At 71.3% G+C, this 25965-nt stretch carries 24 protein-coding genes and 2 tRNA genes; 7 read left to right on the top strand and 19 right to left on the bottom strand.

Annotated elements, in window-relative coordinates; all coding sequences use genetic code 11:
• Positions 1-3: 3 nt before the first annotated feature.
• Positions 4-828, bottom strand: a complete 825-nt coding sequence (locus I601_RS06410; protein ID WP_237089572.1) for a DUF881 domain-containing protein — start codon at positions 826-828, stop codon at positions 4-6.
• 98 nt (positions 829-926) lie between these two features.
• Between I601_RS06410 and I601_RS06405 the strand changes: the two genes are divergently transcribed.
• Positions 927-1385, top strand: coding sequence for a cell division protein CrgA (locus tag I601_RS06405; RefSeq protein WP_068107521.1), 459 nt, complete (start codon positions 927-929; stop codon positions 1383-1385).
• 347 nt (positions 1386-1732) lie between these two features.
• On the opposite strand, the gene I601_RS06400 is transcribed toward I601_RS06405, so the two are convergent.
• Entirely contained in the window at positions 1733-2665 is a 933-nt protein-coding gene (locus I601_RS06400) for a rhomboid family intramembrane serine protease (RefSeq protein ID WP_237089571.1), read from the bottom strand.
• A 40-nt stretch (positions 2666-2705) separates the two neighbouring features.
• Complete coding sequence (locus I601_RS06395) at positions 2706-3218, bottom strand: peptidylprolyl isomerase (RefSeq protein WP_068107517.1); 513 nt, start codon at positions 3216-3218, stop codon at positions 2706-2708.
• A gap of 195 nt (positions 3219-3413) precedes the next feature.
• Between I601_RS06395 and I601_RS06390 the strand changes: the two genes are divergently transcribed.
• A complete protein-coding gene (locus I601_RS06390; protein WP_157519933.1) occupies positions 3414-4214 on the top strand; it encodes a hypothetical protein in 801 nt (266 codons plus the stop codon).
• Positions 4215-4245: 31 nt separating this feature from the next.
• On the opposite strand, the gene I601_RS06385 is transcribed toward I601_RS06390, so the two are convergent.
• The 5 genes from I601_RS06385 to I601_RS06365 all read right to left on the bottom strand — a co-directional run bounded on the left by I601_RS06385 (position 4246) and on the right by I601_RS06365 (position 8302).
• Positions 4246-5256, bottom strand: a complete 1011-nt coding sequence (locus I601_RS06385; RefSeq protein WP_068114482.1) for a 1-acyl-sn-glycerol-3-phosphate acyltransferase — start codon at positions 5254-5256, stop codon at positions 4246-4248.
• A gap of 60 nt (positions 5257-5316) precedes the next feature.
• Positions 5317-6141, bottom strand: coding sequence for a patatin-like phospholipase family protein (locus tag I601_RS06380; protein WP_068107513.1), 825 nt, complete (start codon positions 6139-6141; stop codon positions 5317-5319).
• Positions 6142-6157: 16 nt separating this feature from the next.
• Positions 6158-6544: a DUF3817 domain-containing protein gene (locus I601_RS06375; RefSeq protein WP_218917759.1), complete on the bottom strand. Its 387-nt coding sequence runs from the start codon at positions 6542-6544 to the stop codon at positions 6158-6160.
• Positions 6541-7335 (bottom strand): SURF1 family protein, encoded by a 795-nt coding sequence (locus I601_RS06370; protein WP_068107511.1) that lies wholly within the window; start codon positions 7333-7335, stop codon positions 6541-6543. Before I601_RS06370 ends, I601_RS06375 begins: the two co-directional genes overlap by 4 nt.
• Positions 7336-7396: 61 nt before the next feature.
• Positions 7397-8302, bottom strand: a complete 906-nt coding sequence (locus I601_RS06365; protein ID WP_068107509.1) for a hypothetical protein — start codon at positions 8300-8302, stop codon at positions 7397-7399.
• Between the two features lie 292 nt (positions 8303-8594).
• Between I601_RS06365 and glpX the strand changes: the two genes are divergently transcribed.
• Both glpX and ppdK read left to right on the top strand, forming a co-directional pair.
• A complete protein-coding gene (gene glpX / locus I601_RS06360) occupies positions 8595-9605 on the top strand; it encodes a class II fructose-bisphosphatase (RefSeq protein ID WP_068107507.1) in 1011 nt (336 codons plus the stop codon).
• A 67-nt stretch (positions 9606-9672) separates the two neighbouring features.
• The gene (ppdK, locus tag I601_RS06355; RefSeq protein WP_218917808.1) at positions 9673-12405 is read left to right on the top strand and encodes a pyruvate, phosphate dikinase; all 2733 of its coding nucleotides are present in this window, start codon (positions 9673-9675) and stop codon (positions 12403-12405) included.
• A 61-nt stretch (positions 12406-12466) separates the two neighbouring features.
• Here ppdK and I601_RS06350 read toward each other — a convergent pair.
• The 11 genes from I601_RS06350 to dnaA form a co-directional block, all read right to left on the bottom strand.
• Positions 12467-12542 (bottom strand) — tRNA-Ala (locus I601_RS06350).
• Between the two features lie 39 nt (positions 12543-12581).
• Positions 12582-12707, bottom strand: coding sequence for a DLW-39 family protein (locus I601_RS21535; RefSeq protein WP_237089570.1), 126 nt, complete (start codon positions 12705-12707; stop codon positions 12582-12584).
• A gap of 47 nt (positions 12708-12754) precedes the next feature.
• Positions 12755-12828, bottom strand: a tRNA-Ile gene (locus I601_RS06345).
• A gap of 106 nt (positions 12829-12934) precedes the next feature.
• Entirely contained in the window at positions 12935-13618 is a 684-nt protein-coding gene (locus I601_RS06340; protein ID WP_084527261.1) for a DUF3566 domain-containing protein, read from the bottom strand.
• Entirely contained in the window at positions 13618-16314 is a 2697-nt protein-coding gene (gene gyrA, locus I601_RS06335) for a DNA gyrase subunit A (RefSeq protein WP_237089613.1), read from the bottom strand. The genes I601_RS06340 and gyrA overlap by 1 nt, the downstream gene beginning before the upstream one ends.
• Before the next feature lie 145 nt (positions 16315-16459).
• On the bottom strand, positions 16460-18607 hold the full coding sequence (gene gyrB / locus I601_RS06330; RefSeq protein WP_237089569.1) for a DNA topoisomerase (ATP-hydrolyzing) subunit B: 2148 nt from the start codon (positions 18605-18607) through the stop codon (positions 16460-16462).
• A gap of 250 nt (positions 18608-18857) precedes the next feature.
• Positions 18858-19448, bottom strand: coding sequence for a DciA family protein (locus I601_RS06325; protein ID WP_068107502.1), 591 nt, complete (start codon positions 19446-19448; stop codon positions 18858-18860).
• Positions 19438-20658, bottom strand: coding sequence for a DNA replication/repair protein RecF (gene recF / locus I601_RS06320; protein WP_068107501.1), 1221 nt, complete (start codon positions 20656-20658; stop codon positions 19438-19440). Before recF ends, I601_RS06325 begins: the two co-directional genes overlap by 11 nt.
• Position 20659: 1 nt before the next feature.
• Complete coding sequence (gene gnd, locus I601_RS06315) at positions 20660-21574, bottom strand: phosphogluconate dehydrogenase (NAD(+)-dependent, decarboxylating) (RefSeq protein ID WP_068107499.1); 915 nt, start codon at positions 21572-21574, stop codon at positions 20660-20662.
• A 45-nt stretch (positions 21575-21619) separates the two neighbouring features.
• On the bottom strand, positions 21620-22759 hold the full coding sequence (gene dnaN, locus I601_RS06310) for a DNA polymerase III subunit beta (protein ID WP_068107498.1): 1140 nt from the start codon (positions 22757-22759) through the stop codon (positions 21620-21622).
• Positions 22760-23158: 399 nt separating this feature from the next.
• Entirely contained in the window at positions 23159-24667 is a 1509-nt protein-coding gene (dnaA, locus tag I601_RS06305) for a chromosomal replication initiator protein DnaA (protein WP_418303093.1), read from the bottom strand.
• A 504-nt stretch (positions 24668-25171) separates the two neighbouring features.
• Here dnaA and rpmH point away from each other — a divergent pair.
• Genes rpmH through yidD form a run of 3 tightly spaced genes read left to right on the top strand, consistent with a single transcriptional unit; the run spans position 25172 to position 25962 of the window.
• Entirely contained in the window at positions 25172-25309 is a 138-nt protein-coding gene (rpmH, locus tag I601_RS06300; RefSeq protein WP_068107494.1) for a 50S ribosomal protein L34, read from the top strand.
• A gap of 18 nt (positions 25310-25327) precedes the next feature.
• A complete protein-coding gene (gene rnpA / locus I601_RS06295) occupies positions 25328-25663 on the top strand; it encodes a ribonuclease P protein component (protein WP_068107492.1) in 336 nt (111 codons plus the stop codon).
• Complete coding sequence (gene yidD, locus I601_RS20730; protein WP_218917758.1) at positions 25660-25962, top strand: membrane protein insertion efficiency factor YidD; 303 nt, start codon at positions 25660-25662, stop codon at positions 25960-25962. The genes rnpA and yidD overlap by 4 nt, the downstream gene beginning before the upstream one ends.
• Positions 25963-25965: the final 3 nt, after the last annotated feature.

The raw sequence follows: 25965 nt of genomic DNA, 5'->3' as shown, positions 1-25965 counted from the left end.
GGGTCAGGCGATGGGTTCGGCGTACGACAGGTCGAGCAGGCCGGCGTAGGGCGGCGCCTCCACCTCGGACTCGGCCTCCATCTCCCAGCCGATCAGGATGTCGTCCTGCTCGGACTGCTCGCGGTACTGCGTGAGGTAGCGGTCGCCGTCCACGGAGGCGGCCAGCTCGGCGGTGTCGCCCACCGCTGAGATGACGTACGGCGGCGGGTAGGGAACGCCGTGCAGGGTCACCGACGGGCCCTCGCACTTGATGCCGGTCGTCGAGATCAGGCGCTGGCCCTGGATCGTGACGGCCTCGGCGCCGGCGCGCCACATCGCGTTGACCACCGACTGGATGTCCTGCTGGTGCACCACCAGGAACCTCTCGGGCTGGTCGGTGTCGTCGTCGCCCAGAGGACTGTCGGTGAGCGTGACCGTGAGGCCCTCGCCCTCGACCGGGACCAGCCCCGCGGGGTCGGCGTACTCCTCGATGCGGCCCTGCACCCGCGCGACGTCACGGTCGGCGAGGCTGCTGGTGAGGACGTTGACCTCCTCGGTCAGGTCCGCGACCCGGCTGCGCAGCCGCTCGTACTCGTCGGCCTCGGAGCTGACCAGGCCGACCAGGTCGGTGATGCCCGGACGCAGGTCGGTGCCGTCGGAGTTCACCGCGCTGACGGCGAACAGGGTTCCGCTGAGCAGCACCACCGCCGGGGTCAGCACCCGCCACGCCCGCGGGCGCTCGGTGCTGGGCGTGCCCCCGACGACGATGCCCGAGCGCTCGCGCACACGACGCCACCAGCCCGGAGGTCGCTGCCCCGGGGCCGGCCTCGCGTGGGATCTCGCCGTCATGCCCACTAAGGTAGCCGCGACCCGGGCGCGCACCGAGCCATGGGGGCGGTCCACGCGCTGCGGGGACGAGCCATCAGCACCACCAGCGAGGAGTAGACGTGAGACAGAAGGTCAAGGACGAGCTGGCCGATCCCCGGGGCCCGGTGGTGACCCCCCGATCCGTCGTGGCGCTGCTGATGGTGCTCGCAGGGGTGGCCTGGGTCCTCTTCTACTACTTCGGGGTGCGTGCCGACCCGACGGTCGTCGGCTCCGAGCCCAGCGGTCCGGCCTGGATGGCGGACCTGGTGCGGTGGAACTACGTCATCGGCTTCGGCCTCCTCTTCCTGGGGCTCGCGGTCTCCGCGCACCCGAGCACCCCCATGGGCCGCGGCCGCGGCGTCGTCGGCGGCATGCTCGGCTGCTTCCTGGTCGGCCTGGTGTGGATCTGCACCTACTACATCTTCGCCAACGACAAGCTCGACTCGATCCCGGTCTTCAACGACCTGGCGCAGTCGAACCTGTTCGTCGGCATCGCGTTCATGGGCGTCGGCTTCATCTTCGCCACCCGCTGGGAGTGACCTGCCGGCTCCCCTGCTGAGCCGGCCCCGACCGCATCCAGGAACCGCCCGTCACCTCACGGTGGCGGGCGGTTTCTGCACACCTGGGGATGAACCTGTGGACGAATCACACGCGTGTAGTTCTCCACAGCTGTGGACACACCTGTGGAGAACTCACCCCCACGCGACCCGGCCCAGATATCCCGCTGACCCGGTGCAGATGTCGCACCGAGTCGGCGCAGATGTCCCCATCTCCGCGCAACGTCAACGGGGCCGCAGAGGAGCGCAACATTTGCGCCGGGTGGGCGCGACATCTGGGCCGGGTGGGCGGGAGATCTGCGCCGGGTGGGCGCGACATCTGGGCCGGGTCAGGAGAGTGCGGCGATGCGCAGCACGGCGGCTGCGAGCAGGCTGAGGGTGAGGAGCACCAGCCCCACGACCTGGAAGGCTCCGCGTCGCGGGCCGCGGGGGGCGTGCACGAGGAGGGCCGTCACGACCGCGCCGCCGACGAACCCGCCGAGGTGGCCCTGCCAGGAGATGTTCGGGACCGCGAAGGTGATGACGACGTTGATCGCCACCAGGATCAGCAGCTGGCGCATGTCGCCGCCGACCTTGCGCGCCACGACGAGGAGCGCGGCGAAGAGGCCGTAGATGGCGCCGGAGGCCCCGACGGTCGCGCCGTACTGCGAGGCCGCCCAGAGCACGACCACCGAGCCGGCCAGCAGGGAGATCAGGTAGAGCGCGAGGAACCGGGCCCGACCGAGGACGGCCTCGAGCTGCGGGCCGATCAGGTAGAGGGCGAGCATGTTGAAGCCCAGGTGCATCAGCTGCACGTGGGTGAAGCCGGAGCTGAGGACCTGCCAGAACGCGCCGTCGACGAAGCCCGGCAACCAGGTGCCGTTGCCCTCGCAGACGGCGCGGGCGACGTCGAAGCCGCCCTCGCCGGTCAGGCAGACGCCGTTGGTGCGCAGCGCGAGCAGGTCGACCAGGCGGCTCGCCGCGCCCCCGGTCACGCTGATCGCGATCCAGACGGCGACGTTGAGCGCGATCAGCACCATGGAGGTGCGGCTGGCGTCGGTCGGACGCAGCCCGCCGTACGCCGTGCGGTTCTGGCGGGTGCTGCGCGCGCCCTCGGCGACGCACTCGGGGCACTGGAAGCCCACGGAGGCGTCGCGCATGCAGTCCGGGCAGATCGGCCGGTCGCAGCGCTGACAGCGGATGTAGGTCTCCCGGCCGGGGTGCCGGTAGCAGACCGGCACCCCGACGTCAGGCGCAGGCTCGGGAGTCGGCGGCTGGGTCACGGGAGGCAGTGGTGAGGAGGTCGGCGTCGAGGCGGGTGCCTCAGGCGCCCACGATCTCCACGGACTCGAAGACGACGGGCTCGACGGGGCGGTCGCCCGGCCCGGTCTGCGTGGCGGCGATGGCGTCGACGACGTCGCGCGAGGCCTGGTCGGCCACCTCACCGAAGATGGTGTGCTTGCGGTTCAGGTGCGGCGTGGGGCCGACGGTGATGAAGAACTGCGAGCCGTTGGTGCTCGGGCCGGCGTTGGCCATCGCGAGCAGGTAGGGCTTGTCGAAGACGAGCTCGGGGTGCGGCTCGTCCTTGAAGGTGTAGCCCGGGCCGCCCGTGCCGGTGCCCAGCGGGCAACCGCCCTGGATCATGAAGCCGGAGATGACGCGGTGGAAGCCGAGACCGTCGTAGAACGGGCCGGTCTTGCCGTTGCCGGCGTCGTACTTCTTCTCACCCGTCGCGAGGCCGGTGAAGTTGGCCACCGTCTCGGGTGCGTGGTTCGGGAAGAGGTTCAGGACGATGTCGCCCCGGTTGGTCTTGAGAATGGCCTGCGGGTCCGCCATGACTGCCTTTCGTGCTGAGGGGGTACATCTGGGTGTACGACGACGAGTCGTCAGTGCGAGAAGATCCTCGCACGGAGTGACAAGTCGCCCTGCCGCAGGTGACGTCGGAGCGCGTGAGGCCCTCCGGGGCGCCCGGGCGGGTGTTGAACAACCGTGGTCGAATGGATCACACATTGACGAGAGGAAGTGACGCGGATGCGTCTTCGCAAGAAGAAGTCCCTCATCGAGCAGGCCGGTGACTACATGGAATCGGTCGTGGACTCCGTGCGTCCCCAGGTCGAGTCGGCGGTGAGCACCGCGAAGGACGAGGCGCGCTCGCTGATGGCCGACGCCAAGGAGAAGGCCGGGCCGGCGATCGCCGACGCCCGCGCCAAGGCCGGGCCGGCACTGGTCGACGCCCGCACCCGGGCCACGCCGTACGTCCTCGACGCGCGCGACCGGGCCGTCGTGCTCGGCCACGACGCCAAGGAGAAGGCCGGGCCGGCGATCGCCGACGTCCGCGCCAAGGCCGCCCCGCTCGTCGCCTCCGGTGCCGCGTTCGCCGGCGCCAAGGCCGCCGAGCTCAACGACCTCGCGAGCACCCGGGCCGCCGACCTCGGCGACAAGGCCTCGACCAAGGTCGCCGAGCTCAAGGGCGAGGAGCCCCGCAAGAAGGGCTCGAAGCTCAAGAAGCTCCTCATCTTCACCGGCGTGGCAGCCGTGGTCGGTGTGGTGGCCAAGAAGCTCCAGGGCGGCTCGGAGTCGCAGAACTGGCAGTCCTCCTACGTGCCCAGCCCGCCCGCGGCCAGCACCACGGCCAGCACCACGGGCACGGCCACCGGTGCGGGCGCTGTGCCCACCCCGGCGGCGCCGATGTCCGCTGCCAGCGACGACACGGGCGGCTCCTCGCCCGACGAGGCGCTGGCCGACGAGGCCGAGACCGCTCACCCGGTCACCACCCCCGACGAGCCGGCCGAGGTCGTCGACATCGAGGACAAGGGCACCAGCAACAGCTGATCCATCGGCCCGCGTCCTGCACAGGAGCGGGTCAGCGACGCCACCGGCCGGGGGAGAGATCCTCCGGCCGGTGCTGTTCCACCCAGTCGTCGATGTGCTGCCACCAGTCGTAGAGCCACTCGATCCGCTCCTCGCGGCCCTCGGGGATCTCCGCCCGCGGCACCTGCCACCACCGCATCACCAGCTGCTTGTCCATCGGCAGCTCCCGCCACAGGTCGCGTACGCCGTTCAGGTGGTCGAGCCCGGTGTGCGCCACCATCATCACGTCGGCCTCGGGGGCGGCGTCGAGCGCGGCGATCACCCCGCCGGGCCGGGGCGCCAGCACGTGCAGCATCCCCTCGGCACGCCGCGCCATGGCGTGCAGACCCAGTCCGGTCAACCGCTCGATGGCGCGCGCCCGTCGCTCGACGGTGAAGTTGCCACCCTCGGGGAAGATCACGAACGCGTCGTTCCCGTCGAGGTCGGTGGCCAGGGCCGCGATCTGGTCCTCGAGGTCCTCCCCCGAGCCGGGACTGATGAAGCGGGCCGGGATGCGGCGCAGCACCGTGCCGACCACGGGATCCCAGCCCAGGCTGTCCTTGAGCACCACGCGCGGCTCACGGTCGTACCAGTCCATGAGCGCGTGGACGAGGGTGAAGGAGTCGCCGGGCCCCGCGTGCCGGCAGCACACCAGCAGCGGCACGCCGGGATGGGCGTCGGGCTCGGGACCCTCCGTGACGATGCTCAGGTGCAGCACCCGCCGCGCCTCGCGGAAGAGCAGCCACATCGTGCCCTGCACCAGGTCGTAGTGCACCCCCTCCCAGTACGCCGTGCGCAGCCGGCGCCCGCACCCGCTGGCCAGCCAGGTGCCCAGCAGCACCACGAGCAGCAGGCTCTCCGCGGTCAGGGCGACGACCAGGAGCCAGGTCAGCCGCAGCGCCCGCCAGTGCCCGGGCACGAACGGGGACAGCGCCGCCGCCCCGATCAACCACAGCGGCAGCGTCAGCCAGACCACGCCCGTCAGCAGCACGACGAGCGGCACGGTCACCGCCCTGCGCAGCATGCTCACCCCGCGATCATCCCAGCCCGAGATCACCAGCCCGCGGCTGCTGCGCCGTCGGCGTCAGCCCAGCGCGTCGAGGTAGTCCCCGCTGGCCACCCGGGTCAGCTCGATGCGTCGCTCGACGTCGCGGAAGTCGAGGCCGGCGCGCACCGAGTCGTCGCGGTCCGAGGTGCCGCGCGCCGGCAGGACGTGCGCCTCGACGTGCTCGGGCAGCTCGGCCAGCTCACGCGTCATCCGGTGGCGCCGGGAGATCTCGAAGGAGACGCGGGCGACCTCCCACGGGCGGCGCGGCGGGCGCAGCGGGCGGTCGTACCGGCCGACCTGGAGCACGAAGATGCGCTCGGCCCCCAGCTGGTGGGCGCGCGCGACCGGCACGGAGTTCACGATGCCGCCGTCGAGGAAGTGCTCCTCGCCCACCCGGGCCGGCGGCAGCAGGCCCGGCACCGCGGCGCTGGCGACCACGGCGTCGACGACCGGGCCGGTGTCGAACCAGTGCTCCGCGGCCCGCTCGATGCTGGCCGCACACACCTGGAACGGCACGGCGAGGTCCGCGAAGACCACGTCGCCCAGCTCCTCGCGCAAGCGGGTCGTGAGCGGCTTCGCCGAGAACACGTGCGTGCCGGTCGCCACCGCGCGGCGCATGCTGCGCAGCGGCCGGTCGCCGTACACCTCGTTGCGGTTGGTCGCCACGGCGCGCCACAGCGCCGTGAGGCGCTCGATCACCTCGAGGTCGGGGCTCTGGGCCAGGAAGGCGCCGTTGAGGGCGCCCACCGAGGTGCCGAGCACCAGGTCGGGACGGACGTCGCGCTCGAGCAGCGCGGCGAGCATGCCCACCTCGACAGCGCCGAGGGCGCCGCCGCCCCCGAGGACGAAGGCGGTGGTCACGGCACTGCCTCGTCGCTCAGTGGACGGGTACGGCGGCGGCGCGCTGCTGGGCGCGCACCCGCTTCGTGGCCCGGTGCTCGGCCCAGAAGCTCAGCAGCGGCACGGTGCCGGACAGCAGGGTCACCGCGGTGAAGCCCAGCGCCCACTCCGCGCGCCGCGAGAGCCAGAAGGCGCAGAACAGGAAGATCATGTAGAGCCAACCGTGGGCGACGCCCAGGTAGGCGGAGATGTCGGAGCCCAGCTGCCAGCCCTGACCGCTGCCCTCGGCGAGCCAGACGGCGTCGGACACGAGGTAGCCGTAGTGCAGGGGCAAGCCGACCAGGACCAGGACCACCAGCAGGAGGCCGACCACGGTGGCCATCACCCGGTACGCCGCCAGCGGGGCGCGCAGCTCGTCGTTCACGAGCCCGACGCTACCCGGGGCTCCCCGGGCCCGACGCCCCTCGGTGCTCCGAGCGGTCCACCCTGGGTGACGTCGCGCACGTAGCGCCACCAGATGAAGACGGCGAAACCTCCGAAGATCACCCACTCGAGGGCGTAGAGGAGGTTGCGCAGGCCCGTGGAGCCGGCGGCCTCGGGCAGCTCGGCCAGGTCGGCGGGCTCGAGCGCGTCGGCGGCGACCAGGTCGGAGTTGGGCGCCGCGTCGGGGTCGAGGACGGCGTAGGCGCCGTACAGGTCCTGGTCGACGTGCTGGATGAGGTCCGCGGTGCGCACCTGCGGGACCACGTCGTCGGTGCGGTCGACGTCCCCGGCACCGGTGCCCTCGGAGGGCTGCAGCCAGCCCTGGACGCTGGCGGCGCCCTCGGGCGCCGCGGCGGCCGCCTCGGGCTCGGGTGCCCAGCCGCGCACGACCGGCAGGGCCGGCTCACCGGCCCCGCCCACGGCCAGTGGTGTGACGACCCAGTAGCCCTCCGTCCCGTCGTGCTCGCGCCCCGAGACGTAGACCGTCCCGTCGGGGACCCAGGCGCCCGACACCGTCACCGGCTGGCCGACCGACCGGGCGGGGAACGGGTCGTCAGGACCCATCAGGTCGGTGAGCGCGACGGGCGTGGCCTCGGTCAGGTCACGCGCCTCGGCCTCCTGCTGGGCCTGGTAGGCGGAGTACTGCCACCAGCCCAGACCTCCGGCCGCCGCCACCAGCACCAGGACCAGGAGGTGGGCACCCCAGAGTCGGGGGGAGAGGGCGGACGGCACGCCCCGATCGTACGGTCCGCACCCGCCTGGCCCGGCGGGAGATCGCCCGCACCTGCGGCGCTCAGCCGGCGCAGGCGGCGAACGGCAGCTGACGGCGCAGCGTCAGGGCCGCGGCCCGCGCCGGCGAGACCACCTCGAAGCCCAGTCGGCCGGTGGACGGGTCGGCGGCGCCTCCGGTGAACCCGGCGCCGAACCCGTCCTCGTCGGTGCCGGCCGCCAGCCGCTCGAAGAGGTCGTCGCGTCCGGTGCCGAGGCGCGCGGTGGCCAGGATGCTGCCGAAGGACAGGGTGTAGGCCTCGAGCTCGTCCCACGAGTCGGCGCCCGGCTCGTCGACGCAGCCGATCTCGAGGTACGTCGACGTCGCGGACCCGTCGACCAGGTCGACCACCTGCTCACCTCCCCAGGGCTCGTCGACCTCGGTGGCGGCACCGGAGAGCACCAGGCTCTGCTCGGGCAGGACCGTGGCGCCGCGCAACGGCCCCACGCCGGCCCGCACCGCCCGCTGGACGACGGCGGGATCGATCATCGCGGACCAGGCCAGCACGAAGCCGACCTCGCGGCCCGCGTCGTCGAAGAGCCGCGCCTCCCACTCGACGTCCTCCTGCCCGATCGAGAAGTCCCGCTCCAGCCGGGCCTGCACCGGACGCAGCAGACCGTCGGCCAGGAGCACCGTCTCGGCCTCGGCACGCCGCCAGAACTCACTGCGCTGCTCGGCGTCGAGATCGCTGGACCGCTCGGTGACCCCCAGCTCCGCAGCCACCTGGTCGAAGTCGGTCACCGTCACCCGCGACACCTCCGGCGGCACCAGGTCGAGCACCAGGCGAGCGGCGGGGGGCTGCCGCTCCTGGACGGTGGGGGTGGCCAGTGGCACGGCCGGCTCGTTGGCGTCCGGCGGAGGGATGGGGCTGCTGCACCCGGCCAGCACCACGAGGGCAGCCGCCAGCGACAGCGACAGGCGAGGGGGCACCCGGCGATTCTGCCACCCGCGTCGGGCCGGCGGCGGCGAACGGCGTCGCCGGACCGGTCGCCGGTCACGTCGACGGTGCCGCCTGACCCCCTTGAACCAACACAAACAAAGGTGTATAAAGATATTCAAAGGTGTGAGACGCAGATCACATCCGCAGGGACGACCCGGCAGCCGAGGAACGGACGACGACGATGAGAGTGCACCGCACGACACGCTCGAGCCGGCCCCCCGGTGGGCGAGGCAGATCGATCGCGGCGCGGGTCGGCCCGAACGCCCAGGTGCGGGGCGGGCGATGACGCCGGTCGAACCGCACACCGGGCCCTACCAGCTGCCCGACCGCAACCTCGGACTCGACCTGATGCGGGCCACGGAGGCGGCTGCGATGGCAGCCGGTCGGTGGGCCGGGCTCGGCGAGAAGGAGGCGGGTGACGGCGCCGCCGTCGACGCCATGCGCCAGGTGCTCGCCGGCGTCCAGATGCGGGGGGTCGTGGTGATCGGTGAGGGCGAGAAGGACGAGGCGCCCATGCTGCACAACGGTGAGCACCTCGGGGACGGCACGGGCCCCGAGATGGACATCGCCGTGGACCCCGTCGACGGGACGACCTTGCTGGCGAACGGGATGCCGAACGCGATCGCGGTGATCGCGGCGGCCGATCGAGGCAGCATGTTCGACCCCAAGGACGTGTACTACATGGAGAAGCTCGTGGTCGGCCCGAGCGCGGCCGGACGGGTGGACGTGACCGCCCCGGCCGAGGAGACGCTGCGGGTGGTGGCCGATGCCAAGGGCGGCTCGGTGTCCGACGTGACCGTCGCCGTCCTGGACCGTCCCCGGCACGCCCCGCTGATCGCCCGCCTGCGCTCCGCCGGCGCCCGGATCAAGCTCTTCCCCGACGGCGACGTGGCCGTGGCGATCGCGGTGGCCCGCCCCGAGTCGGGGATCGACGTGCTGATGGGCGTCGGAGGCACGCCCGAGGGTGTCATCACCGCCTGCGCCATGAAGGCGATGGGCGGCGAGATCCAGGCCCGACTGTACGTCGACGACGACGACCAGCGACGTCGGGCTCTCGCGGCGGGACACGACCTCGACCGGGTCCTCGAGCTCGACGACCTGGTCACGTGCGACAACACCTTCTTCGTGGCCACGGGCATCACGGACGGCGACCTGCTGGCGGGGGTCCGCTACTCCGGTGGCGGGGCCCGGACCAGGTCGCTCGTGATGCGCTCGCGGAGCGGGACGGTCCGCGAGGTCGGCAGCGACCACTCGCTGACCAAGGTGCTGCGCCACAGGGGCGAGCACGCGTGACCGGCACGGCTCCCGCCGGCCCGTCCCGACAGCCCGCCCACCCCGTGAACCGAAAGGCCGTGAACCACTGATGGACAAGCTCGTCTACCACTTCAGCGAGGGCAACAAGGACCAGAAGGACCTGCTGGGCGGCAAGGGTGCCAACCTCGCCGAGATGACCCGGCTGGACCTGCCGGTGCCCCCGGGCTTCACCGTGACGACGCAGGCGTGTCGGCACTACCTGGAGCACGATCGCCTGCCCGACCACCTCAAGGTGCAGGTCACCATGGCCCTGCGCCGACTCGAGGACGAGGTCGGGCGCCGGCTCGGCGACTCCGTCGACCCGCTCCTGGTGAGCGTGCGGTCCGGTGCGAAGTACTCCATGCCGGGGATGATGGAGACGGTGCTCAACGTCGGCCTCAACGACTTCTCGGTGCAGGGCCTGATCGAGGCCTCAGGGGACGAGCGCTTCGTCTGGGACTCCTACCGGCGGCTGATCCAGATGTTCGGCAGGACCGTGCTGGGCATCGAGGGCGACGACTTCGCCCGGGTGCTCGATGCCGCGAAGGCGACCAAGGGGGCCGTGGACGATCTCGAGCTGGACGCGAGCGACCTGCGTCGGCTGGTGGAGGACTTCAAGGCAGTGGTGGAGGCCGGGAGCGGGCGCGCCTTCCCGCAGGACCCCCGCGAACAGCTCGACCTGGCCATCCAGGCCGTGTTCGAGTCCTGGAACACCGACCGCGCTCGCATCTACCGACGACGGGAGCGCATCCCCGAGGACGCAGGCACGGCGGTCAACGTCTGCACGATGGTCTTCGGCAACCTGGGCGAGACGTCCGGCACCGGGGTCTGCTTCACCCGGGACCCGTCCACGGGCAAGCCCGGCGGGTACGGCGACTACCTGGTCAACGCGCAGGGCGAGGACGTCGTCTCCGGCATCCGCAACACGCTGTCGCTGGAGGACTTCGCCGAGGTCGACCCCGCGTCCCACGAGTCGCTCCGCAAGATCATGCGGCGCCTGGAGACCCACTACCGCGACCTGTGCGACATCGAGTTCACCGTCGAGCGCGGCAAGCTCTGGATGCTCCAGACCCGGGTCGGGAAGCGCACCGCTGCGGCAGCCTTCCGCATCGCCACGCAGCTCGTGGACGAGCAGCTCATCACCATGGACGAGGCGCTGGAACGAGTCGGCGGAGCACAGCTGGCCCAGCTGATGTTCCCGCAGTTCGACCCCGACAGCGAGCGCACGCCCTTCACCCGGGGGATGCCGGCCTCCCCCGGTGCTGCGGTGGGCAAGGTGGTCTTCGACTCAGCCACGGCGCTCGCGTGGACGGCGGCCGGCGAGCCGGTCGTGCTGCTGCGCAAGGAGACCAACCCCGAGGACCTCGAGGGGATGATCGCGGCGACCGGCATCCTGACCTGCCGGGGCGGCAAGACCTCGCACGCTGCCGTGGTGGCGCGGGGCATGGGCAAGACCGCTGTCTGCGGGGCTGAGTCCCTGCACATCGACGAGGAGCAGGCGCTGGCCCACGCCGACGGCGTCGAGGTCCGCCAGGGCGACCTGCTCTCCATCGACGGATCCACCGGGGAGGTGTTCATCGGCCGGCTGCCGGTGGTGGCCTCGCCGGTGGTGACGTACCTCGAGGAGGGCCTCGAGCCGGCTCTCGAGGTGGCCGACGAGGGCACTGCCGACCTGATCCGAGCGGTGGATCGCCTGCTCACCCACGCCGACTCCGTGCGCACCATGGAGGTCCGGGCGAACGCCGACACCGGGAAGGACGCGCTGCGGGCGCGACGGATGGGAGCTCAGGGGATCGGCCTGTGCCGCACCGAGCACATGTTCCTCGGTGAGCGACGCGTCCTGATCGAGCGCGTGATCCTCGCCGCGAGCTCCGCCGAGCGCGCGGAGGCGCTCGCTGCGCTGCTGCCTCCCCAGCGCGAGGACTTCGACGAGCTCCTCACCGCGATGGACGGCCTGCCGACCACGATCCGCCTCCTCGACCCGCCGCTGCACGAGTTCCTGCCGGACCGCTCGGAGCTGATGGTGAAGGTCGCGCGCGCCGAGGAGCAGGGCGTGGTCGACGACGAGGACGTGCGGCTGCTCGCCGCGGTGAACCGGCTGCACGAGTCCAACCCCATGCTCGGCCTGCGTGGCGTGCGACTCGGCCTCACGGTGCCCGGTCTGTTCGCGGGCCAGATCCGTGCGGTCGCCGAGGCGGCGGCCCGCCGGATCCGGGGCGGGCACGACCCGCGGCCCGAGATCATGGTGCCCCTGGTGGGATCGCTGATGGAGCTGCACCTCGTGCGGGAGGAGGCCGCCCGGATCCTCGCCGAGGTGGCCGAGGCAGAGGGGGTCGCCCTGGACATCCCCATCGGCACGATGATCGAGCTGCCTCGTGCGGCGCTCACGGCGTTCCGGATCGCCGAGGAGGCCGACTTCTTCTCCTTCGGCACCAACGACCTGACCCAGACGACCTGGGGATTCAGTCGCGACGACGTGGAGGCCGCCTTCTTCGCGGCCTACCTGGAGAAGGGCGTCTTCACGGTGTCGCCCTTCGAGACCCTGGACGAGGCCGGCGTGGGCCGGCTCGTCGACGTCGCCACGCAGGAGGGTCGCCGCACCCGCCCGGGCCTCAAGGCCGGTGTGTGCGGCGAGCACGGGGGCGATCCCGAGTCGATCCACTTCTTCCACCGAGTCGGGTTGGACTACGTCTCCTGCTCGCCCTTCCGCGTCCCCGTCGCCCGGCTCGAGGCCGGCCGCGCCGTCCTCGGCAGGCGCGAGGAGGACACGTCGGACGACGACGACATCCTGCGCGCCTGACGACGCTGGCCGGGCGGCGGGCCCCAACGCGAGAAACCGCAGGCTGACCTGCGGTTTCTCGTGGTGGAGCCTAGGGGACTCGAACCCCTAACCCCCTGCTTGCAAAGCAGGTGCGCTACCAATTGCGCCAAGGCCCCCGGAGGGTGCTGCCAGGTGCCGTGGCACCCGAGGAGCGATCAGGCCTTGTGCACCGGGTCGGTGGCCTCGGCCCACAGCGCCTGCTCGGCCTGCGACTCGTCGTACTTCTTCTTCGCCACCAGCGCGCCGCCAGCGGCGATCAGCAGCATCAGGATCTTCTTCACGTCGGCCTCCCAGGCACGGAACGGATCACGCAGGTGGGGCGTAGGGGTGGGCCTAACAGGACTTGAACCTGTGACCTCTTCCTTATCAGGGAAGCGCTCTAACCGTCTGAGCTATAGGCCCCACACCGGCTCACGCCGGCGGGATCGGACCGGGTACAGGACCCGGTCGACCGAGAGGGGAGACTACCCGACGCCCGCGGGAGCGGACAAAACGCGGGTGGTCGACCTCAGTTGTCCTCGGCCAGCGTGACCTCGATGCCGCCCAGCAGTGCGGCGGCCATGTTGTAGAGGAAGGCCCCGAGGGTCGCGATCGCGGTGAGCAGGACCACGTCCACCGCAGCGATGAGCATCGTGAAGCCGATGACCCGCGAGGTGCCGATGTAGTTCTCGACGTCGAAGTCCGAGGCGCTCTCCTGCCCGACCACGTCGGTCACGGTGCGGTTGATGGACTCCCAGACCCCCGCCCCGTCGAGGACGGTCCACACCATCAGCACCGACACCACCGTCACGATGCCGAAGGCGACGGCGAGCAGGAACGCGGTCTTCATCACCGACCACGGATCCACCCGCGTGAGGCGCAGCCGGGCGCGGCGCGGGCCGCGTGAGGTCCCGGACCCCGGCGCCGCCATCGCACTCCCGGAGGTCGACGCCGCAGCCGTGGCGGCCTGCTTCTTCGCCTCGCGGTTCGCCTTGTGCTCCTCCGCGGCCCGGGTGACCCGGCCCTGGATCCGCTCGGTGATGGGGGCGCGGACCGCGGTGTCGTCGTCGCCCACCGCACCCGACTTCGAGGGCGGCTCGGCCGCCGGCTTCGGAGCCGGCTTGGCGGCGGGCTTGGCCGCGGGCTTGGCCGCGGGCTTCGGTGCCGGCGTCGACCCGGAGGTCGGGCGCGGCCCCGTCGAACGCTCAGTCATCAGCTCTCACCCTCGGTGTCGTCGGCCACGTCCTCGGTGCCGTGCTCCACCGTCTCGGACGCTTCGTCGGCATCGATTGTTGCATCCGGGCTCGAACCGTCCCCCGGCTCGCCGGTGTCGACGTCGCTCTCGAGGGCCTCGTCGGCGCCCTCCTCGACCCCGTCCTCGGCGTCGACCTTGGCCTCGACGGAGCGAGCCACCACCGCGACCGAGTCGTTCTTCTTGGGCGTCACGAACTTCACGCCCATCGTGGAGCGCCCCGTGGGCCGGAACTCCTCGTTGACGGGGCTGCGCACGACCTGGCCGCTGGCGGTGATCGACAGGACCTCGTCACCCTCCTCGACGATGAAGGCCCCGACCAGTCCGCCGCGGTCCTCGTTGACCAGGCCCATGGCCTTGACCCCGAGACCGCCGCGGTTGGTGAGGCGGTAGTCGTTGATGCGGGTGCGCTTGGCGAAGCCGCCGTCGGTGATGGTGAAGACGTACTGCGGCTTGACCTCGTCGGCCTGCACCGGCTCGACGAGCTCGCGCGAGCCCGGGTCCACGTCCGGGGTGTCCTCGCTGGCCTCGCTGAAGCCCGCGGCCACCTCGGCAGCGATCTGCGAGGCCCGGATGACCGACATCGACAGCAGCGAGTCCCCGTCACGGAACTTCATGCCCGAGACACCGGAGGTCGCGCGGCCCATCGGGCGCAGCTGCCCGTCGTCGGCCCGGAAGCGGACGGCCTGCCCCTTGCGGGAGACCAGCAGGATGTCGTCGTCGGGCCCGACCAGCTCGGCGCCGATCAGCTCGTCGTCGTCCTCGCGGAAGTTGATCGCGATCACGCCCGCCTGGCGGGGCGAGTTGTAGTCGCCCAGGCGGGTCTTCTTGACGAGCCCGCTGCGGGTCGCCAGCACCAGGTACGGCGCCTGCTCGTAGTCGCGGATCGCGAGCACCTGGGCGATCGACTCGTCGGGCTGGAAGGACAGCAGCCCGGCCACGTGACCGCCCTTGGCGTCGCGGGAGGCCTCCGGCAGGTTGTAGGCCTTCGTGCGGTAGACCCGGCCGGCGGTCGTGAAGAACAGCAGCCAGTGGTGGTTCGTGGTGGCGATGAAGTGCTCGACGACGTCGTCGCCGCGCAGGGTCGCGCCCCGCACGCCCTTGCCGCCCCGCTTCTGCAGGCGGTACTGGTGGCGCAGGGTCCGCTTGGCGTACCCGCCGCGGGTGATGGAGACGACGAGCTCCTCGTCCGGGATCAGGTCCTCCATGGAGAGGTCCCCGTCGGCCGCGATGATCTGCGAGCGGCGGTCGTCGCCGAACTTCTCCTCGATCTCGGCCAGCTCGTCGGAGATGATCTGGCGCTGCCGGGCCTCGTTGGCCAGGATGTCCTCGAGGTCGGCGATGATCACCTCGAGCTCGGCGAGCCGGTCCATGATCTTCTGGCGCTCGAGCGCCGCCAAGCGCCGCAGCTGCATGGCCAGGATCGCCTCGGCCTGCACGTCGTCGATGTCGAGCAGCCGGATGAGACCGGTGCGGGCCTCGTCGGCGTCGGGCGAACGACGGATCAGTGCGATGACCTCGTCGAGCATGTCCAGGGCCTTGACCAGGCCGCGGTAGACGTGGGCGTTGCGCTCGGCCTCGGCCAGGCGGAAGCGGGTCCGCCGCTGGATGACGTCGACCTGGTGGGCGACCCAGTTGGAGATGAAGGCATCGATCGAGAGGGTGCGCGGCACCCCGTCGACCAGGGCGAGCATGTTGGCGCTGAAGTTGGTCTGCAGCTCGGTGTGCTTGAGCAGGTTGTTGAGCACCACCCGGGCGACGGCGTCGCGGCGCAGCACGATCACCAGGCGCTGGCCGGTGCGGTCCGAGGTGTCGTCGCGGACGTCGGAGATGCCCTGGACCTTGCCGGAGTCGGCCAGCTCGGCGATCTTGAGCGCCAGGTTGTCGGGGTTGACCATGTAGGGCAGCTCGGTGACCACGAGGCAGGTGCGGCCCCGGGCGTCCTCGTCGACCTCGATGACCGCGCGCTGGCTGATCGAGCCGCGACCGGTGCGGTAGGCCTGCTCGATGCCCTCGCGACCCACGATCGTCGCTCCGTTGGGGAAGTCGGGGCCCTTGATCCGCTCGAGGAGCGCCTCGAGCAGCTCCTCCTTGCTGGCCCCGGGGTGCTCCAGCGCCCACCGGGCACCCGAGGCGACCTCGCGCAGGTTGTGCGGCGGGATGTTGGTGGCCATGCCGACCGCGATGCCGGCGGAGCCGTTGACCAGCAGGTTGGGGTAGCGCGCCGGCAGCACCATCGGCTCGGACGAGCGGCCGTCGTAGTTGGGCTGGAAGTTGACGGTGTCCTGCTCGATGTCGCGGACCATCTCGAGCGCGAGCGGCGCCATCCGGCACTCGGTGTACCGCATGGCCGCCGCCGAGTCGTTGCCCGGCGAGCCGAAGTTGCCCTGCCCGTTGACCAGCGGGGCCCGCATCACCCACGGCTGTGCGAGCCGGACCAAGGTGTCGTAGATCGCGGTGTCGCCGTGCGGGTGGTACTGACCCATGACGTCACCGACGACGCGGCTGCACTTGGAGAAGCCGCGGTCGGGGCGGTAGCCGCCGTCGAACATCGCGTAGAGCACCCGGCGGTGCACCGGCTTCAGACCATCACGCACGTCGGGCAGCGCGCGCCCGACGATGACGGCCATCGCGTAGTCGATGTAGGCGCGCTGCATGGAGGTCTGCAGCTCGACGGGCTCGATGCGGCCGCCGCTGGGGATGATCGGGCCGCCGCCGTCGGTGGGGGTCTCAGTCACGTGTCTGCGTCTCTCTCGTCTGTTCTACGAATGTCTAGGAACGTCTAGGAGCAGTGCTAGATCTCTAGATATCGAGGAATCGGACGTCCTTGGCGTTGCGCTGGATGAAGGAGCGGCGCTGCTCGACGTCCTCGCCCATCAGGATCGAGAAGATCTCGTCGGCGTGGGCGGCGTCGTCGAGGGTGACCTGCAGCATCAGGCGCTGGTCGGGGTCCATCGTGGTCTCCCACAGCTCCTTGGCGTTCATCTCGCCCAGACCCTTGTAGCGCTGGACCGGGTTCTCCTTGGGCAGCTTCTTGCCCGCGGCCTGGCCCTCCTTGAGCAGCGCGTCGCGCTCGGCGTCGGAGTAGACGAACTCGTGCTCGGCCGGCTTGTTCCAGCGCAGCCGGTACAGCGGCGGCTGGGCCATGTAGACGTAGCCGCGCTCGATGAGCGGACGCATGAAGCGGAACAGCAGCGTCAGCAGGAGCGTGTTGATGTGGTGGCCGTCGACGTCGGCGTCGGCCATCAGCACGACCTTGTGGTAGCGCAGCTTGTCGCCGTCGAACTCCTCCTGGATGCCGGTGCCCAGGGCCGAGATGATGGTCTGCACCTCGGCGTTGCCGAGGACCTTGTCGATGCGTGCCTTCTCGACGTTGAGGATCTTTCCGCGGATCGGCAGGATCGCCTGGATCCGCGGGTCACGACCCTGGCGGGCCGAGCCGCCGGCCGAGTCGCCCTCGACGATGAAGACCTCGCACTCGGCGGGGTTGGTGGACTGGCAGTCCGACAGCTTGCCGGGCAGACCGCCGCCGCCCAGCAGCCCCTTGCGCGAGCGCGCCAGGTCGCGGGCCTTGCGGGCCGCGACCCGGGCGTGCGCCGCGGCCTGGGCCTTGCGGATGATGTCGCGGCCCTCCTGCGGGTTCTGCTCCAGCCAGGCGCCGAGCTGGTCGTTGACCACCCGCTGCACGAAGCCCTTGGCCTCGGTGTTGCCGAGCTTGGTCTTGGTCTGGCCCTCGAACTGGGGCTCGCCGAGCTTGAGGGAGATGATCGCGGTCAGACCCTCACGGATGTCGTCACCGGTGATCCGGTCCTCCTGCTTCTTCATCAACCCCCAGTCGAACCCGGCGTTGTTCATCAGCGAGGTGAGCGCGGAGCGGAAGCCCTCCTCGTGGGTGCCGCCCTCGTGGGTGTTGATGGTGTTGGCGAAGGTGTGCACCGACTCGGCGTACGAGGTGTTCCACTGCATCGCCACCTCGAGGCTCATGTGGTTCTCGACCGACTCCGGGGTGTCGGCCTCGAACGAGATCACCGAGGGGTTCGCGACCGTCTTGGTCCGGTTGAGGTGCTCGACGAAGTCCACCAGGCCGCGGTCGTAGCGGAAGATCTGCTCGCTGCCGCCCTCGGCACCGCGCTGCAGGGCGTCGGGACCCGCGCTGTCGACGTCCTCGGGGACGGTGTCGTCCTCGACGGCGTCCATCAGGGCGTCGGCGGCGGAGCGCTCGTCACGCACCACGATCTCGAGGCCCTTGTTGAGGAACGCGTACTCGCGCACCCGCGAGGTGATCGTCTCCAGCGAGTGCCGGGTGGTCTCGAAGATGTCGGGCGATGGGTAGTACGTGATCGTGGTGCCGGTGCCCTCGTCGTCACCCAGCGCGCGGACCTGCTCGAGCTCGCCGTCCGGCACCCCGATGCTGAAGGTCTGGCGCCACAGGTGGTCACGGTTCTTCACCTCGGCGATGAGGTGGGTGGACAGCGCGTTGACGACGGAGACGCCCACGCCGTGCAGACCACCGGAGACCTTGTAGCCGCCGCCGCCGAACTTGCCGCCCGCGTGCAGCACGGTCAGGGCCAGCGTCAGCGCGGGGATCTCCTGTCCGGGAGCGGTGCCGGTGGGGATGCCGCGACCGTTGTCCTCGACACGGACGCCGCCGTCGGCGAGCAGGGTCAGCACGATCCGGTCGCAGTAGCCGGCGAGCGACTCGTCGACCGCGTTGTCCACGATCTCCCAGATGAGGTGGTGCAGTCCGCGCTCGCCCGTGGACCCGATGTACATGCCGGGCCGCTTGCGCACCGCCTCGAGACCCTCGAGCACCTGGATCGCCGAGGCGTCGTACTCGACCCCGTTGGGTCGACGGTCGGCGGGTGCTGCGGATCCTTCGGGTGCCGCGCCTGCCGGGGGTGCTGCTGGGGAGTCCTGCTGGTCGTCCGGGTTGGGGGTCTGCTCGGACACGTCCACCTCTTCGTTGCAGGCTCGCGTGACGAGCCACGACATGGAACGGGCCGCCAGAGGCGACCCGAGGTCCATGATACCGCCCAGAAGGCCCCAGACCACGTCGTCATCCCCAGGAATGACGTGTCGCAGCGCAAAAGATGCCGATCCCCGGGTCGTGGAGGCCTCTCGGAGCGCCTCCCAGGGGGTCCGGTGGGGGCGGGTACCGCTGGGAGGCTCTCAGATCGCCTGGCGCGCACCCGGCTCCGGCTCAGCCGTAGGTGTCGCGCGGCCCCCGGCCGTCGCGTACCGAGCGCGGGCCCTTGCGCCAGTTGGGCAGGTGCGGGCCGAGGACCTCGATCACCGTCACGGTGCCGTGCCCCAGCTCCTCGTTGAGCCGCCGCACCAGGCTGGGCGCCAGCAGCTTGAGCTGGGTGGCCCAGGCCGTCGAGCCGGTGCGCACCACCAGGCGGCCGTCGGCGAACGACTCGGGCGTGCAGTGCTCGCCCACGTCGGCGCCCACGATCTCGACCCAGCGCCCGAAGACCCCGTGGACACGGAGGTTGAGCTCCCAGCCGTGGTCGGCCACCAGGCGACCCATGGTCGCGTCGAGCAGCTGGGGGTCCCGGTCGTCGGGGTGCGAGCCCCTGCCCTGGTCGCCCGGGCTCCGCGGGCGCTTGCGGCGCCTCGCGGGTGCGCCCCCGGCGCCCGCGGTGGCCCGGGCGATGCGCCGGGCCAGGTCGAGGCCGTCATCCTGGTGCGGCGTCTCCTTCGGGTCCCCCGTGGCGTCACCGCCCGAGGATCCGCCGGACGGTCCACCGGTGGGACCGTCGCTCGGGTCGCCGGGCTCCTCAGGGCTCACGACGCACCTCCCCGCCACCGACGAGGTAGCGGACCCCGGCCAGCGCGGCCGGGACGTCCGCCGCCACCGCCGCTGTCACCAGCACCTGCTCGGCCCCGGCGACGAGGTCCGCGAGCTGGTCACGACGCTCGGTGTCGAGCTCGGCGAAGACGTCGTCGAGGATCAGGATCGGGTCGTCCCCGTCGTCGCGCAGCAGGTCGTACGACGCCAGCCGCAGCGACAGCGCGAACGACCAGGACTCGCCGTGGGAGGCGTACCCCTTCACCGGCAGGCGCGGCGGCGGTGGCGCCGGTGCCTCCGGGTCCACCGGTTCGGCGTCCGGTCCAGCAGGCGCCGGCGTCGGTCCCGGGGCCCCGTGGCCGAGGCTGAGCAGCAGGTCGTCGCGGTGCGGGCCGACCAGCGAGACGCCGCGGTCGAGCTCCTCGCCCCGGCGGCGCTCCACCTCCGCGAGCAGGAGGGCGGTGAGGTCGGGGATGCTGCTCGCAGCGCCGATCTCGAGGCTGGGCCGGTACTCCAGGTGCGCGTCGTCGCGACCGGCCCCGCGGGCGACGGTCTCGTAGGCCCGGGCCACGTAGGGCCGCAGCGCCTCGACGAGGCCCAGCCGCTCGGACAGCAGCTCCGCGCCGGTGCGGGTCAGGTGGTCGTCCCACACCGACAGCGTCGCCAGCGCACCTTCCTGCGATGAGCTGCCGCGCCGCGCCTGGCCCGCGGTCTTGAGCAGCGAGTTGCGCTGGCGCAGCACCCGGTCGTAGTCCGCCCGGACCCCGGCCAGGCGCGGGGTGCGCAGCACGAGCAGGTCGTCGAGGAACCGTCGTCGGTCCGACGGGTCGCCCTTGACCAGCACGAGGTCCTCCGGCGAGAAGACGACCGTGCGGACCAGGCCGACGAGCTCGCGGGCCCGGGGCAGCGGGGACCTGTTGACCCGCGCCCGGTTGCTGCGCCCGGGGTTGATCTCGATCTCGAGCACCGCGGTGCGCCCGTCGCGGACCACGGCCGCGCGGACCACGGCCTGGTCGGCACCCGCACGCACCAGCGGAGCGTCCGAGGCGACCCGGTGCGACGAGAGCCGGGACAGGTAGTCCACCGCCTCGACCAGGTTGGTCTTGCCCTGCCCGTTGCGACCGATGAACGCCGTGGCGCCGGGCTCCAGCGCCACCTCGGCGGAGGCGTAGGAACGGAAGTCGTGCAGCGTCAGGTGCGAGACGTGCACGTCATGCCAGGTCGGGTTCCGGGCCGGGTTCGCCGCTGGACTTGGCGCTCTGCACGGCGTGGCCGCCGAACTGGTTGCGCATGGCGGCGACCGCCTTCATCGCCGGGGAGTCGTCCTGGCGCGAGACGAAGCGTGCGTAGAGCGCCGCGGTGATGGCCGGGGTGGCCACGGCGTTCTCGATGCCGGCCTCGACGGTCCAGCGTCCCTCGCCGGAGTCGTCGGCGTACCCGGCGATCGAGGCCAGACCCGGGTCCTCGTCCAGGGCCCCGACCAGCAGGTCGAGCAGCCACGAACGGATCACGGTGCCCTCGCGCCAGGAGCGGAAGACCTCGGTGGTGTTGTCGACGACGTCGACGGCCTGCAGCAGCTCCCAGCCCTCGGCGTAGGACTGCATCACGGCGTACTCGATGCCGTTGTGGACCATCTTGGAGAAGTGGCCGGCGCCCACCTTGCCGGCGTGCACGGCCCCGAAGTCGCCCTCGGGCTTGAGCGCGTCGAAGATCGGCTGGGCGGTCGCGACGTCGTCGGCGCTGCCGCCGTACATCAGCGCGTAGCCGTTCTCCAGGCCCCAGACGCCGCCGGAGACGCCGCAGTCCACGAAGCCGATGCCCTTCTCGCCGAGCTGGGCGGCGTGCGCCTGGTCGTCGGTCCAGCGCGAGTTCCCGCCGTCGATGACCAGGTCGCCCTCACCGAGCAGCTCGCCGAGCGCGTCGACGGTGTCCTGGGTGATCTTGCCCGAGGGCACCATGACCCACACGACCTTGGGCGAGGGCAGTGCTTGCACCATCTCCTCGAGGCTGTCGACGTCACGCTTCTCGGGGTCCAGGTCGAAGCCGACGACCGTGTGGCCGGCGTTGCGCAGACGGGTGCGCATGTTGCCACCCATCTTGCCGAGTCCGACGAGTCCGATGTCCATGGTGCGCTCCTTGCTGTGGGGCCGGTCTGCCAGGGGTGCGGGTGCTCAGGAGAGCAGGCGCCGCGGCATCAGCAGGTAGCGGAACCCGGGGTCGGATCCGCCCTCCGCCGGGGAGCCGCTGATCACCACGGGCTTGGAGGCCTGGGTGAAGGCGAGCTCGACGACCGACTCGTCGATGGCGGTCAGGCCGTCGAGGAGGAACTGGGGGTTGAAGCCGGTCGTGAGGTCCTCGCCCTCGACGTCGGCCGGGATCGACTCGGAGGCCTGGGCCTCGTCCCCCGAGCCCGCGTCGAGGGTGAGCACGCCGTCGCTGAAGGCGAGCTGGACGGCGGTGTTGCGCTCGGCCACCAGCGAGACGCGCTTGACGGACTCGATGAGCGCGGCCTTGTCGACCTTCGCCACGGTCAGGTGCTCGCTGGGGAAGAGGCTGCGGACCTTGGGGAACTCACCGTCGAGCAACCGGGTCGTCGTACGTCGCACGCCGCCGCCGGCCGCACCCTCGAAGCCGATGATGCCCTCGCCCGACCCGGTGGCGGCCAGGGCGATGACGATCTCGCTGCCCGCGGTGAGGGACTTGGCGGTCTCGCCCAGCACCTTCGCGGGCACCAGCGCTGCGACCGTCTCGTCCGGCGTGCGCGGGTCCCAGCCGAGCTCGCGCTGCGAGAGCCGGAAGCGGTCGGTGGCCAGCAGCGAGATCGACGAACCGTCGATCTCGATGCGGACGCCGGTCAGCACGGGCAGCATGTCGTCGCGACCGGCGGCGGTGACGGCCTGGGCGACGGCGTGGGCGAACAGGTCGCTCTGCACGGTGCCGGTGGCCATCGGCATCTCCGGGAGCGCCGGGTAGTCCTGCACCGGCATGGTCTGCAGGCTGAACCGGGCCGAACCACAGGTCAGCGAGACCCGGGTGCCGTCGAGCACCATCTCGACCGGCTTGGCGGGCAGGCTGCGGCAGATGTCGGCGAGCAGCCGGCCGCTGACCAGGGCTCGTCCTTCACCGGAGACCTCGGCCGGCAGGGTCGCCCGCGCCGACGTCTCGTAGTCGAAGGTGGACAGCAGGAGTCCCTGGTCGGTGGCCTCCACGAGGAGTCCGGCGAGCACCGGGACGCTCGGGCGGACCGGGAGGCTGCGGGCTGCCCACGCGACGGCGTCGGCGAGCACGTCACGTTCGACGCGGAACTTCACGGTGGGGAGTCCTTCTTCGAGTCGGGCGCGGTCAGCGGGCGGTGGGAGACAGATCCTGCCACGAGGGTGTCCCGGTCGGCAGGTCCGGGCGGTTTTCCCCAGGGGAGGGGCCGAACAGATGTTGACGAGTGATCTGACTTGGTGACAGGTGAGTCGTAGTCATAGCAGCGGTGCACTCTGTGGAGAGACACGATCGGTGCAGGTCAGCACGCTCGATCGTTGTCCACAGCCCCTGTGGACGAGGATCCGGACGAGCGGCGTCGGGGTGTGCAGCGAACCGGTGCCGAAACCGGTCGTCCCTTGTGGTTCCACAGATCCTCCCCGTGTAGTTCGTACCTCGGGGACCGGTTGCTCCACAGGCAGCGCACCGGTTCCGCGGACCGGTGCGCTGCGGGGACCTCAGCCCTGGCGGGCCTGCAGCTTGACCCGGTTCGTCAGCTCGCTGACCTGGTTGAAGACCGCGCGACGCTCGGCGAGCAGCTGGTTGATCTTGCGATCGGCGTACATGACGGTGGTGTGGTCGCGGTTGCCGAACTGGGCCCCGATCTTGGGCAGCGACAGGGCCGTCAGCTCGCGGCACAGGTACATGGCGATCTGGCGGGCCATCACCAGGTGCCGCCCGCGGCTGGGACCTGTGAGCTCGTCGATGGCCAGCCCGAAGTACGCCGCGGTCTGGGCGATGATGAGCCCCGCGGTGATCTCCGGCTCGCCGCCCTCGGGGATCAGGTCCTTCAGCACGATCTCGGCCAGGGTCATGTCGACCTCCTGGCGGTTGAGGTTCGCGAAGGCCGTGACCCGGATCAGCGCCCCCTCCAGCTCCCGGATGTTGGTCTGGATCTTCGAGGCGATGAACTCCAGGACGTCCGGCGGCGCGGTCAGGCGGTCCATGGCCGCCTTCTTGCGCAGGATCGCGATGCGGGTCTCCAGGTCCGGCGGCTGCACGTCGGTGATCAGGCCCCACTCGAACCGGTTGCGCAACCGGTCCTCGAGGGCCTCGAGCCGCTTCGGCGGCCGGTCCGAGGTCAGCACGATCTGCTTGTTCGCGTTGTGGAGCGTGTTGAAGGTGTGGAAGAACTCCTCCTGGGTCTGGGTCTTGCCCTCCAGGAACTGGATGTCGTCGATCAGGAGCACGTCGACGTCGCGGTAGCGCCGCTTGAACCGGTCCTGCCGGTCGTCGCGGATCGCGTTGATGAACTCGTTGGTGAACTCCTCGCTCGACACGTAGCGCACCTTGGCGCCGTTGTAGAGGGAGCGCACGTAGTGGCCGATGGCGTGCAGGAGGTGGGTCTTGCCCAGCCCGGACTCGCCGTAGACGAGCAGGGGGTTGTACGCCTTGCCGGGGGCCTCCGCGACGGCGACGGCGGCGGCGTGCGGGAACCGGTTGGACGATCCGATGACGAAGGTCTCGAAGGTGTACTTCGGGTTGAGCCGGGCCTCGAGGGCGCTCGGGGCGCCTGCCTGGGAGGGCCGCGGATCCGGCACCGGCGGCGGGTTCGGGCTCAACCGGTCGGCGCGAGGGGGGTCGGGCAGCTCGTCTCGGCGAGTCGTTATGTCGACATATGGACTTTCCTCGACCTCCGCGGGGGACGGCTGCTCGTCGGTGGCGGTGTCCTCGAGGTCGGGGTTCACGGTCACCGCGATCCGGATCTCCCGGCCGAAGCGCACGGTCAGGGCGTCCTCGAGCTGGCCTCGCAGGCGACCCTCGAGCTGGTTGCGGGTGAAGTCGTTGGCGACCGCGACGATCGCGGTGTTGCCGTGCAGGGTCACCGGCTCGCTGGCTCGGAGCCAGGCACGCTGGTTGGGCTGCAGGTCCTCGAGCACACTGGCCCACGCGTTCGCGAGCTCAGAGCTGATGTCCTCCACGGTGGATCTCCTGCCTCGTCCGGCCTGGTGCGGCCTTTGTTCCACAAGCTTTTCCACAGGCTGTGGGTGATGCGGGCAGTGCTCGCCCCACCTGGTTCGTGCGCATCGGTCGCAACCGCCGAAGGGACACGTCCCTGCAGGTCAGCCGCGGTTCCGCTGGTCCCGAGCGTGCGCCGGGGGCCGATGCTCCGGCCCGGAGCGGGCCCCGTCGCGACGACCTTCGGTGACCTCGAACGTAACCCGCTGGCAGGCTGACCAGCAAGGCGTTGTCCACAGGTTCCAGGCCGTCCTCCACAGGGCGTACGCGCCGGTTTGACCCTGCTGTTCTCCCCCGCGTACCGTTGGGCGGTCACCCGAGGTCGACCGGGGCCGCATGTCCATGACGATTCCCGCTCTCCGCGGGGCCGTCATCATGGGCGAGCGGTGCCAGCCGAAAGGCGACATCGACCGTGCGTCCGCGCACGGGTACTGCCCGACCGCAGTCGGGGCGAGACCCCGGCGCGATCTGGGGCGAGACTGCACAGACGTCCAGCGAAAGAGAACCCTGCCGTGAGCAAGCGTACGTACCAGCCGAACAACCGCCGTCGCCACAAGGTGCACGGGTTCCGACTGCGCATGCGCACCCGCGCCGGCCGCGCCATCCTGAGCTCGCGCCGCCGCAAGGGTCGCAAGAGCATCTCGGTCTGAGCGAGGCGCTCCCGGCCGTTGCTACCCCTCGCCCACCGCCTGCGTGACGGCTCGGACTTCCGGGCCGCTTCGCGGGGCGGTCGGCGCGCGGGGTCACGGACCCTGGTCGTGCACCTGCTGGTCGTCGACGACGACAGCGGGCTGCGGGTGGGGTTCGTGGTCAGCAAGGCCGTGGGCAACGCCGTCGCCCGCAACCGCGTGAAACGTCGCCTGCGCCACCTGGCCCGGGAGCACCTCCGGTCGCTCCCGGGCTCTGCTGTGCTCGTGGTGCGCGCGCTGCCGGCGGCGGCGCAGGCGTCGTCGGCCGACCTCGAGGCCGATCTCGTGCGGTGCCTCGGCAGGGTCAGCGCGTGAAGCACGTCCTGATCGCGTTCCTGCGCCTCTACCGCACCTTCGTCAGCCCGATCTACGGCCAGGTGTGCCGCTACCACCCCTCCTGCTCGGCCTACGCGCTGGAGGCCGTGCAGGTCCATGGCAGCCTCAGGGGCGTCTGGCTCGGCACCCGCCGGGTCGGTCGCTGCCACCCCTGGGCGGCGGGCGGCTACGACCCGGTCCCACCGGGACGGCATGCTCGTCCTCGAGAGGCCCCGGACGTGTCCGAGGCGCAGAGCAGCCCCGTACCCTCCCCGCACACGACCCAGCAAGGAGCCTGATCG

Source organism: Nocardioides dokdonensis FR1436, from assembly GCF_001653335.1.
In the GTDB taxonomy this organism is placed as follows: Bacteria; Actinomycetota; Actinomycetes; order Propionibacteriales; family Nocardioidaceae; genus Nocardioides; species Nocardioides dokdonensis.
This window is presented reverse-complemented; position numbering and strand designations above follow the sequence as displayed.

Excerpts from the sequence above, each read along its gene's own strand:
- I601_RS06410 (WP_237089572.1), bottom strand. The coding sequence starts at position 828 with ATGACGGCGAGATCCCACGCGAGGCCGGCCCCGGGGCAGCGACCTCCG.
- I601_RS06390 (WP_157519933.1), top strand. The coding sequence starts at position 3,414 with ATGCGTCTTCGCAAGAAGAAGTCCCTCATCGAGCAGGCCGGTGACTAC.
- gnd (WP_068107499.1), bottom strand. The coding sequence starts at position 21,574 with ATGGACATCGGACTCGTCGGACTCGGCAAGATGGGTGGCAACATGCGC.
- gyrA (WP_237089613.1), bottom strand. The coding sequence starts at position 16,314 with ATGCAGCGCGCCTACATCGACTACGCGATGGCCGTCATCGTCGGGCGC.
- glpX (WP_068107507.1), top strand. The coding sequence starts at position 8,595 with ATGACGCCGGTCGAACCGCACACCGGGCCCTACCAGCTGCCCGACCGC.
- I601_RS06385 (WP_068114482.1), bottom strand. The coding sequence starts at position 5,256 with ATGCTGCGCAGGGCGGTGACCGTGCCGCTCGTCGTGCTGCTGACGGGC.
- I601_RS06340 (WP_084527261.1), bottom strand. The coding sequence starts at position 13,618 with ATGACTGAGCGTTCGACGGGGCCGCGCCCGACCTCCGGGTCGACGCCG.
- I601_RS06395 (WP_068107517.1), bottom strand. The coding sequence starts at position 3,218 with ATGGCGGACCCGCAGGCCATTCTCAAGACCAACCGGGGCGACATCGTC.